The sequence below is a fragment of the Erwinia sp. MYb416 genome, from assembly GCF_037479575.1.
Taxonomy (GTDB): domain Bacteria; phylum Pseudomonadota; class Gammaproteobacteria; order Enterobacterales; family Enterobacteriaceae; genus Erwinia; species Erwinia rhapontici.
The window spans coordinates 1-604 of sequence record NZ_JBBGYT010000416.1; the positions used below are offsets into that span (position 1 = coordinate 1).

2 protein-coding genes are annotated in these 604 nt (G+C 57.0%); both read left to right on the plus strand.

Annotation, left to right across the window (positions count from 1 at the left end; translation table 11 throughout):
* A partial coding sequence (locus tag WH277_RS05680; RefSeq protein WP_339504935.1) for an acyl carrier protein occupies nucleotides 1-209 on the plus strand: 209 nt, incomplete at its 5' end.
* A gap of 29 nt (nucleotides 210-238) precedes the next feature.
* Nucleotides 239-604 (plus strand): hypothetical protein (locus tag WH277_RS05685; protein WP_339504937.1); only part of this gene is annotated, 366 nt, incomplete at its 3' end.

The window sequence follows — 604 nt, forward strand, 5'->3', positions numbered from 1 at the left end:
TGGTCAAACTGTTTGAGCTGGATGCGGACGATATCAAACCGGAATCACGTCTGTATGAAGACCTCGAACTGGACAGCATTGATGCCGTCGATATGGTGGTGCATCTGCAAAAGCGCATTGGCCGTAAAATCAAACCTGAGATCTTCAAATCAGTACGCACCGTGCAGGATGTGGTGGATGCGGTAGAACAATTGCTGAGTGAAGGCTGATCGTTAACGGCGGCCGGGAAAGCGAACTGATGCTACGTATGCTCACCGGGCTGTTGCTGGTGCTGTGGCCATTTCTGGTCGGCTTCAGCCTTACTCACCCTCAATACCACTGGCTGCTGCCGTTAATGGCACTGCTGTTTGTGCTGCGCTGGCTGGGGCTGCGTCGACAGATAGGGGCATTTGCGAGGACAGGCAAATGGCTGGCAGTGGCCGGGGCCGGGCTGTGTGCGGCCAGCATGCTGCTGCGCGACCATCATTTGTTGCTGTGGTACCCGGTGGCGGTGAACGCCATTCTGTTATTGCTCTTCGCCAGCTCCTTATTCAGCGCCATGCCGCTGGTGGAACGCCTGGCCCGCCTGCGTGAAAACGATTTACCGCCGCGCGCGGTGGCATAC